We start from the raw sequence: 8,994 nt of genomic DNA, 5'->3' as shown, positions 1-8,994 counted from the left end.
TTGACTGATTTACCTATCGTTGCACAATATATACGTTCTCATTGGGCAATAGAAAATTCTCAGCACTGGGTGCTTGATGTGACTTTCGGTGAAGACAACTCGGTAAAGCTTGAGAAGAATGCTCGGAGTAATAAAGCCTTGCTAACTCGTACGGCTTTAAATCTACTGCGTGATAGGGATGATGGCAAGTTATCAGTGAAACGACGCCGTATCAGGGCTTCTCAAAATCTTGATTATCGTGAGCAGGTTCTGTTCGGTAGGGTTTTGTAGTGCGACTGCCCTGAACCTGTTTAGCCTTAATTATTCTAGCGATCATACAAGTACAAAGCAGTAACCTCAAACAAATAGCGAGAGGATTTATAAAAGGCAGGACAAACAGTAATTACAGACGGCTACAACGTTTCTTTGCACAAGTCGACCTAGACCAAGACCAGATAGCCAAATTCATCTATCAACTCTTTGACTTAGACAAAGTCATCATCAGCATAGATAGAACCAACTGGCAATGGGGTAAAAAGAACATTAACATCTTTATGCTCAGTATTGTTCATCAAGGAATCGCTATACCCTTATACTGGACACTACTTGATAAAAAAGGCAACAGCAATAGTAATGAGAGATGTGAGTTTATACAAAAGTTCATCAATACCTTTGGCGCAGACAAAATACAGTATGTACTAGCCGATAGAGAGTTTGTCGGCAAAGCCTGGTTCAAATGGCTAAATAAAGAGCAAATAAAGTTTTGCATTCGCATCAAACACAACACCTTGGTGCCTAATCATCAGGGTAAGTTGGTGCAAGTAAAAACATTATTACGTCATCTATCTCATCATGAAACGTTTATGTTAGCCAGAGTCGTTTGTATGGTGCTAAAGTTCGTCTATTTGCAAAGCGTGATACTGATAATGATTATGTCATTGTAGTAACCAACAATTTAGAGCAGACGGATGCTATGGCACTTTATGGCAGGCGCTGGGAGATTGAAACCTTGTTTTCTTGTTTTAAAGGACGAGGGTTTAATCTTGAAGATACGCATCTTACACAGTTGGATCGGGTGAGTAAGTTAGTTGCGATTTGTGCATTAGCATTTTGTTGGTCATATCGCATTGGGATTAAGGCTGTACAGCAATACCCTAAAAGACAAAAGCTTAAGAAACATGGTCGACCCCAGCAAAGTTTGTTTGCTATTGGTTTGGATATCCTGATTGATGGTTTGCGTGCGTATTTCTTTGCTGGTAATCGACGTGTGTTTGAGATTTTGGTGAGTTATTTATCTCTTAAACCACGACCTTTGAGACTTTGAACATTTTTGTCGTGTACAAAGATCCTATACATATGAGTCAAGCATTTCTTGCCATTTGATAGCCGTTTTTAGCGCAGTTAGGGTTACCCATCCTAAGTCATCGTCAAACTCTATACAGTCTATCAGATGAAAGATAAGGGCTAATGACGGTACAGTCTTAGTGTACTTCATTAGATGTTCAGCAATAATAGTATGCTCACTGGCATCACCTACTGTAATAATGCTCGCATCATCTACCAAGTCTTTATACAGCTTGCCGTTAATACGCTTATACAGTCTATATTTTTTAGTTGTTTTACCAACCCTCAAAATAAACCCTGTCAGCTCAGTATCAAGATAATCTTTATGGCCTTTATTTTCATAAGCCACCGTATCAACAAACTTTTTGGTTAATTTAACTTTCATGGCAATCTCAATAAACAGAACAACAAATAGCGACAACAGATAAGATAATACAGGCAATTGCCAGCAAGTCCAAGTACCCAAATAGTACCTAAATATTGAAAGTACCCTAAAAAAATAAAAACAAATAAGCACTAAAAAACCCTTACAACCGTTGAGTTGTAAGGGTTTGAATATGGTGGGCCCAGCTGGACTCGAACCAGCGACCAAAGGATTATGAGTCCTCTGCTCTAACCAACTGAGCTATGGGCCCTAAGTATCAGCTAGGAAACTAGCTTCAATAGACGCATTATAATACCTGATAATTAAAAATTTGCAACCCCAAAATTTGGGTTTAATCAATTTTTTTTAGACAACTCGCAATTGCACAGATACGGGCGTGTTCTATGGCCTTACCAATAGCACGGCCCTGTAAGCTACTGTCAACATCTTTGATACTAATATCCTGATAAGCCTTGATATAACACTCAAAGTCAAGTTGCTGGCATGTCAGTTGCATTACTTTGTGCAAGGTAAACAGCTGAAACATAACCTTATTATCTTTATCCGCCTTAGTTGAAACAATCAGCTTAGCTATCTGTTTTGCATCTTGTCGATAATCTAAGATTAAATAGGGGTAGCTTTGAATATAACTGCTATTAAACTGGGCTATTTTTTTTGGTACTTTTAATAAATTAGCAACAGTAGCAGACTGCTTCGACCAGTAAGTTAGTTGTTTCGGATTTAGTTTTGCTTGAGTGCTAGAGGTGTGTAATTGCTCAAATAGCTCTGGATGTGCAAAGCTTGTCATTAATAGACACCAGCGCTGATCAAGGGTTAACCTTAATGAAGCGGCTGTTTGTAACGCTTGAAAAACTCTATCCTTATTGGATTGTGAGCTGCTTAATGCCTGTGCCAGACTTGGCATGATTTGGGTCAAAGAGCCCAGTTGTAATAAGCATTCAATATATGCTTGAGGCGCAGATTGCCTTAAGGCGCGACTGGTCTCTTGCCAGACACGTTCGGCAGTTAGGTGTTGTAGTTCATGAGATTGATTGATATTTGTAATCAGCGCTTTGGTTTCTTTTGCGATGCTAAATCTATGATCTGTATTATAAAAACGCCCAAAAAAGCGAGCTATACGCAGCACCCGTAAAGGATCTTCGCTAAAGGCGTCTGAGACATGGCGCAATACTTTATTTTCAATATCTTGTATACCGCCATAATAGTCTATGACTTCACCATTAATCGGAGTATCGTCCATGAGACCTTGAACCTCGATAGCCATGGCGTTGATGGTAAGATCGCGTCGTTGTAGGTCCTCTTTTAAGGTAACATCGGGGGCAGCATAAACTTCAAACCCCTTATAGCCCTTACCAGATTTGCGCTCAGTGCGGGCAAGCGCATATTCAGCTTTGGTGATTGGATGCAAAAAGACGGGGAAGTCTGATCCAACTTGAATAAATCCAGCTTGTAGCATTTGCTCTGGGGTGGCACCGACTACAACAAAGTCTTTATCGGTAAATGGGCGACCTAGTAACTGGTCTCTGACAGCACCTCCAACGATATATACTTGCATGGCTATCCCTTTTTGATCATTAAAATAAAATATGGTTTGCTAGGTTTGTTGTGAGTCTATATTCACACTCTATTATTGAGTTTTTTTGCTATAATTCGTTTCTTGTATCCAAGTGTTAGTGGAGTTGTTATTAGTGATGATCTCAAATGATAGCCAGTTAACAAAAGCCTTGGCCAATGTAGAAGATCATAAGCTGATTAGGTTGGTTTATGTTAGTAAAATTAGTAGGTCAAGTCAGCTAGATCTGTTATTATTTGATCACATCAGAGCGCATGCAGAAGATTATAACCGACAAAACAATATAACTGGGATGCTCTGTAATGATCACCAGTATTTTTTGCAGTGCTTAGAAGGTCAAAAGCAGGTGATCGCACCTTTGATGTCACGGATTTTTGCAGATAAGCGTCATAGCAAGGTACAGATTATTTTGTTAAAAGAGATAGATCGCTCTATGTTTAATGATTGGCGTATGCGTAGTTTTTGCTTGGATCAAAGTTTGTGGTCTGCAACATGTTTGCAAAGTGATAGTCTAGTGTTAAAGCAGTTTATGCCATTTAAGCCATTAAGCTGGTCATCTTGGTTTATTGAGCACTTTTTAGAGACTATGCAAAAATTTGATAATCCTAATCAAGAGTACGATGCAGAACAGGCTTCTTATAATATTATCAGAGACCCTAAGGTGAGGATGATTAATTGGGTTGATTCTGGTTTTTTACATTGGTTGTTATTTGGATTGGTTATTATCTTGCTCATTTTGTTAATTAAGCATGGTTCCATATTTTAATCTTGGCACAGTCAAATTTAAGATTGATAAAATAAGCCAGCAAATTTGCTGGCTTATTTATTACAAGTTGGACTGACTTGACTCTAAAGTAACAGCCATATAAAAGAGTTACAGCGTTAACCTCGTTTAGCCTACTTCAGTAGTACTTGAACTCGGTTGCCTTGTAACTCATTTATCTGACTTACAACTATACCTTGATTAATCTTTGGCGTTTGCTTCGATATCTTGAGCTTCAGTTACAGCAAGGGCGGTCATGTTGACCACACGGCGGGCCGTTGCTGATGGTGTTAAAATATGCACTGGCTTATTTGCACCCAATAGGATTGGACCGATAGAAGCACTGCCTGAAATGGTTTTAATTAGATTAAAGGCAATGTTTGCGGCATCTAGTGTTGGCATAATAAGCAGGTTAGCAGGGCCATTTAATACACTGTGTGGGAAGTCGTGACGGCGAATACGGTCATCTAAGGCAGCATCACCATGCATTTCACCATCAAACTCAAAGTTGACATTCATATCTGTTAGGATTTCATAGACACGGCGCATTTTAATGGCGCTAGCTCTGTTTGATGTGCCAAAGTTTGAATGTGACAACAAGGCAACACGTGGTGTAATGCCAAAGCGACGCATTTGATCGACAGCCAATACGGTCATTTCTGCTAACTGCTCTGCGGTTGGATCTTCATGAATATATGTGTCAGCGATAAATAGGTTACGGTTTGGCATTAATACCGCATTCATCGAGTAAAAATCACTGACCCCATCTAATTTGCCAATGACGCGGCGTACATAGTCTAAGTGTAGGTGGTAGTGACTGAAAGTACCACAGATCATGCCGTCAGCATCACCTTTTTCAACCAGTAAAGAGCCGATTAGTGTGGTTTTGCGGCGTACGTCACGGCGAGCAAGCTCAATGCTTACCCCCTTACGCTTGTTTTTTTCGTAGTAGAACTGCCAATAATCTTTGTAACGTGGATCGTTATCTTGGTTAATAATTTCTAAGTTTTCGTCAGCTTTCAAACGCAAGCCAAGTGCTTTAATTTGTGACTCAATGATTGCTGGACGACCAACTAAGATTGGTTTTGCTAGGCCTTCATCTACCACTACTTGTATCGCACGTAATACATCAGGATCTTCACCTTCACAATAGACAATACGTTTTGGATCTTCTTTAGCTCGGGCAAATAGGGGCTTCATTACGAAGGCTGAATTATAGACAAAGGCGGATAGTTTCTGACGATAAGCGTCCATGTCATCAATTGGCAAGGTGGCAACACCACTGTCCATTGCTGCCTTGGCAATAGCAGGTGCAATTTCGATGATTAGATTTGGCTCTAATGGACCAGGAATAAGGTAATTTTTGCCAAAGGTTTTGCTTGAGTCAACATACTTTTGGCCTTGAAGAGGTGTGGCTTCAACATGGGCCATAGCAGCAATAGCATGGACACAGGCAATTTTCATTTCTTCATTAATTGTGGTAGCTCCCACATCAAGCGCACCACGGAAAATATATGGGAAGCATAGGGCGTTGTTGACTTGGTTAGGATAATCAGAGCGGCCTGTTGCCATGATCACATCAGGGCGTACTGAATGTGCTATCTCAGGCATAATCTCAGGTGTTGGGTTGGCTAGGGCAAAGATAATGGGATCCCGTGCCATGCGTTTTACCATATCTACACTTAAAATACCAGGCATAGATAGACCTAAGAATAGATCGATGTCATCCATAACATCGTCAAGAGTCTTGGCGTCAGTATCACGTGCATAGCGTTGTTTGGTTTCATCTAGGTTGTCACGGCTAGTTGATACTATGCCACGTGAGTCAGAAACATAGATATTTGACTTTTGTACGCCCAATGCACAGATTAAGTCCAAACAAGAAATAGCAGCAGCACCAGCACCAGAACAAACAACTTTGATGTCTTCAATTTTTTTATCAATTAATTGTAAGGCATTAATTAGAGCAGCACCGACAATGATCGATGTGCCGTGTTGGTCATCGTGGAAGACTGGAATGTTCATGCGCTTACGCAGTTCACGCTCAATTTTAAAGCACTCTGGCGCTTTGATATCTTCTAAGTTAATACCCCCAAAAGTAGGCTCTAGGGCAACAACAGCTTCAATGAACTTATCTGGATCATTTTGTGCAACCTCAATATCAAACACATCGATACCAGCAAACTTTTTAAATAAAACACCTTTACCTTCCATCACAGGCTTAGAGGCCAATGGTCCAATGTTACCTAAGCCAAGTACTGCAGTACCATTGGTAATTACCCCAACAAGATTGTTACGTGCGGTATATTTGGCTGCAAGTTTAGGGTCTTTTTGGATCTCTAGGCAGGGTACAGCAACCCCTGGCGAGTAGGCCAGTGCTAAATCATGCTGGTTAGCAATTTGTTTGGTTGGGGTAACAGAGATTTTACCCGGCACAGGATGCTCATGATAATGCAGGGCGGACTGCTCAAATTGTTCTTTATTCATTGCACTGATATTATTTGGCTCTGAGGATGTGGTTTTAGAAGTATTATTACTCATTTTTTAGACCAATTATCTTTTGATTTGAAAAGTGAAATCCGTGAATAGGAAAATCAAGGGTATATTAGCACTATGTTAGATCTGCTAGATCTATATTTTTATCATTACTAGCCCTAGGTTGCAACGATTAGTTAGGTGCTTAACGTAGTAATAGTACGATTATACAGGTTTCAGTACCATTAATCTTGCGTAACAGGCTAACTCATAGGTTTTTTGTATGAATAATGTTTTGGCTGCAACAAAATAATTATGATGAACAGCTAATCACTATGGGTCTAGCATTGATAGCTGGTGGTTCGCAGTCATCTTTGCTAGCACTATCTTGCACATCATAAGGCGTGGTTAATAGTGTAAATAAGCGATCTACTTCTGAAAAATCACCTGTCTCAGCTAAAGTTATCGCTTTTTGTGCCATTGAGTTGCGCAAGATATAGACAGGGTTGCTTTGTTTTAATATATTGATAACAGGGGTAAAATGATGGCTATTTGATTGTAACTCTGCAGCAGAGACATCGATCTGTTTGGCAACTTGTTGTTGCACATGACCAATATATTTTTGTTGCCATTGTTGCCATCTAGATAGCTCTGGTGTGCTTAGCTCATGGTCGATATTGGCTAGCAAACTTGATTCGTGAGGGTTGTTGTCGGCATTGAATAGAGCAACGAGAGCACGGAAGCTATTGCTATAATCTAGTTTGTTATCTTCAATAAATTGCAAAAACTCAAATGCCAAAGTTAAGCTACGATTGATGTCATCAACATTCGGTTGAGTCTGGGCCTGAATGACGCCTTCCCAAGGCAGTCCTAGTTTACGGCAGATGCCTTGTTGATAGTGACGTGTAAAGGTAGTTTCATACTGTGCTAAGCATTGCTCTAGTTTGTCTTTGCTGATGTTTTCTTGCTTGCCTGGAAATATAGTGTTGCCAGCTAGTTGCATAAAATGCATCATCCATACTCTCAAATTCCAGTGACCAATCGCGGGCTGGTTTTGATAACTGTATCGGCCTGTGTAATCTGAGTGATTATTAATCCAAGCGGGGTCAAAGCGCTCTAAAAATCCAAAAGGGCCATAGTCTAAAGTGGTGCCTGTTATGGATAAGTTATCAGTGTTCATCACGCCATGTGCAAAGCCAATTAACTGCCAATCTGCAATCATGGTAGCCGTACGTTCAACAACTGCGCTAATAAAATCACTGACGGGTGTGTCTGACTTAAGCAGATCAGGATAGTAGGTCTCGATCATATATTTGGTAAATCCACCCAATAAATCTGGGGCAAAGCTGGCAATCCATTCAACATGACCTAAGCGAATGTGGGTATCGGCAACCCGCATTAGCGCAGCACCTGGCTCAATCGTCTCTCGGCGCACCTTGGTATCTGAGGTAACAAAGCCTAGTGAGCTTGATGAACGTATGCCTAAGGCGGTCATTGCATGGCCGCATAGATATTCACGAATGGTACTACGTAATACGGCACGCCCATCGCCCATACGTGAATAGGGTGTTAGTCCCGCACCTTTAAGATGTAAGTCTGTGAGCTGTCCTTTGTCATTAATGACTTGTGCCATTAATAGCCCACGTCCATCCCCCAGTTGTCCTGCCCATTGTCCAAATTGATGGCCAGCATAAGCCATTGCTAAAGGCTCAAAACCTTGAGGCACTTCTGCACCTGCCAAGATTTGTACCCAGTTTTGCATCAAATTGATGTCTTTATCCCAGCCAATTTGTTTGGCAACAAGTGGGTTAAGATGCCCTGCTTTAGGGTTGGTTAAGGCAGTGGGTGGCTGTTTGTGATATAAGCGGGGATCTAATGTGGCATAGCTATTATTAAACTTCATGATATTGGTTGTCTTTTCTTATATTAAGTAAAATGGCGGTTGGATTAGAGTCTGTTGAATAATCATCTTCGTTGGAAGAGTTGTGATAAATTTGTCTTAATCAATGCGATGAATGCTGTTAATATCTAGATGTAACTCCATTATCGACGTATTAAAACTTAATGTAAACAAGTGCTTTTAGCCCAGCAAAGTGTGTCTTTAATCAAACATTCTGGGCTAAAGTCACAACCTAAACCAAGAGTTGAGAGTGGGGTTAGATATAGCATTATAGTAAGTAATCGAACAAAATTATGTTATGATAACAGTTTTTCATAACAGACATAAAAAGCCATCATGAAGATAAGACAAATAGAACTAACCGATGCCGAGCGTAAAGCACTAGACCACGGGTATAAACACGGAAAAACAGCCAGTTATCGAAAACGTTGTCACATTATACTGCTAAAAAGTGATGGCAGAATAGCCAAAGACATCGCACAAATAACCGACACCAACATTCAAAGCGTATACAATTGGCTCAACCGTTATGACGCCGAAGGCATACAAGGGCTACAAACAAAAGCAGGTCAAGG

8 protein-coding genes, 1 tRNA gene and 1 pseudogene are annotated in these 8,994 nt (G+C 40.4%); 5 read left to right on the top strand and 5 right to left on the bottom strand.

The window, feature by feature from the left end:
* The 3 genes and pseudogenes from H140_RS0113285 to H140_RS16410 all read left to right on the top strand — a co-directional run.
* A pseudogene (locus H140_RS0113285) lies at positions 1–270 on the top strand (ISAs1 family transposase); the annotation flags it as partial.
* A gap of 29 nt (positions 271–299) precedes the next feature.
* A complete protein-coding gene (locus tag H140_RS16575) occupies positions 300–923 on the top strand; it encodes an IS4 family transposase (protein ID WP_156819204.1) in 624 nt (207 codons plus the stop codon).
* Positions 860–1,303 (top strand): transposase, encoded by a 444-nt coding sequence (locus tag H140_RS16410; RefSeq protein ID WP_156819202.1) that lies wholly within the window; start codon positions 860–862, stop codon positions 1,301–1,303. Before H140_RS16575 ends, H140_RS16410 begins: the two co-directional genes overlap by 64 nt.
* Before the next feature lie 24 nt (positions 1,304–1,327).
* Here the strand turns inward: H140_RS16410 and H140_RS0113270 are convergent, their stop codons facing one another.
* From H140_RS0113270 to H140_RS0113260, 3 genes are all read right to left on the bottom strand, one after another.
* Entirely contained in the window at positions 1,328–1,708 is a 381-nt protein-coding gene (locus tag H140_RS0113270; protein WP_156819201.1) for a hypothetical protein, read from the bottom strand.
* A 173-nt stretch (positions 1,709–1,881) separates the two neighbouring features.
* A tRNA-Ile gene (locus H140_RS0113265) sits at positions 1,882–1,958 on the bottom strand.
* Positions 1,959–2,039: 81 nt separating this feature from the next.
* On the bottom strand, positions 2,040–3,263 hold the full coding sequence (locus tag H140_RS0113260; RefSeq protein ID WP_019674134.1) for a tRNA nucleotidyltransferase: 1,224 nt from the start codon (positions 3,261–3,263) through the stop codon (positions 2,040–2,042).
* Between the two features lie 136 nt (positions 3,264–3,399).
* Here H140_RS0113260 and H140_RS0113255 point away from each other — a divergent pair, with 136 nt between their 5' ends.
* Positions 3,400–4,047 (top strand): BLUF domain-containing protein, encoded by a 648-nt coding sequence (locus H140_RS0113255; protein WP_019674133.1) that lies wholly within the window; start codon positions 3,400–3,402, stop codon positions 4,045–4,047.
* A gap of 198 nt (positions 4,048–4,245) precedes the next feature.
* Here the strand turns inward: H140_RS0113255 and H140_RS0113250 are convergent, their stop codons facing one another.
* Together H140_RS0113250 and H140_RS0113245 are read right to left on the bottom strand one after the other, a co-directional pair.
* The gene (locus tag H140_RS0113250; protein ID WP_019674132.1) at positions 4,246–6,585 is read right to left on the bottom strand and encodes an NADP-dependent malic enzyme; all 2,340 of its coding nucleotides are present in this window, start codon (positions 6,583–6,585) and stop codon (positions 4,246–4,248) included.
* A 247-nt stretch (positions 6,586–6,832) separates the two neighbouring features.
* Positions 6,833–8,422 carry a protein adenylyltransferase SelO gene (locus tag H140_RS0113245; RefSeq protein WP_019674131.1) on the bottom strand — a complete coding sequence of 530 codons (1,590 nt, stop codon included), beginning with the start codon at positions 8,420–8,422 and terminating at the stop codon, positions 6,833–6,835.
* A gap of 333 nt (positions 8,423–8,755) precedes the next feature.
* Between H140_RS0113245 and H140_RS0113240 the strand changes: the two genes are divergently transcribed.
* A partial coding sequence (locus H140_RS0113240) for a helix-turn-helix domain-containing protein (protein WP_019674130.1) occupies positions 8,756–8,994 on the top strand: 239 nt, incomplete at its 3' end.

The organism is Psychrobacter lutiphocae DSM 21542 (assembly GCF_000382145.1).
GTDB lineage: Bacteria > Pseudomonadota > Gammaproteobacteria > Pseudomonadales > Moraxellaceae > Psychrobacter > Psychrobacter lutiphocae.
This window is presented reverse-complemented; position numbering and strand designations above follow the sequence as displayed.

Bases quoted from the DNA above. Each gene is read 5' to 3' on its own strand.
- H140_RS0113270 (WP_156819201.1), bottom strand. From the start codon at position 1,708: ATGAAAGTTAAATTAACCAAAAAGTTTGTTGATACGGTGGCTTATGAA.
- H140_RS0113255 (WP_019674133.1), top strand. From the start codon at position 3,400: ATGATCTCAAATGATAGCCAGTTAACAAAAGCCTTGGCCAATGTAGAA.
- H140_RS0113250 (WP_019674132.1), bottom strand. From the start codon at position 6,585: ATGAGTAATAATACTTCTAAAACCACATCCTCAGAGCCAAATAATATC.
- H140_RS0113245 (WP_019674131.1), bottom strand. From the start codon at position 8,422: ATGAAGTTTAATAATAGCTATGCCACATTAGATCCCCGCTTATATCAC.
- H140_RS0113260 (WP_019674134.1), bottom strand. From the start codon at position 3,263: ATGCAAGTATATATCGTTGGAGGTGCTGTCAGAGACCAGTTACTAGGT.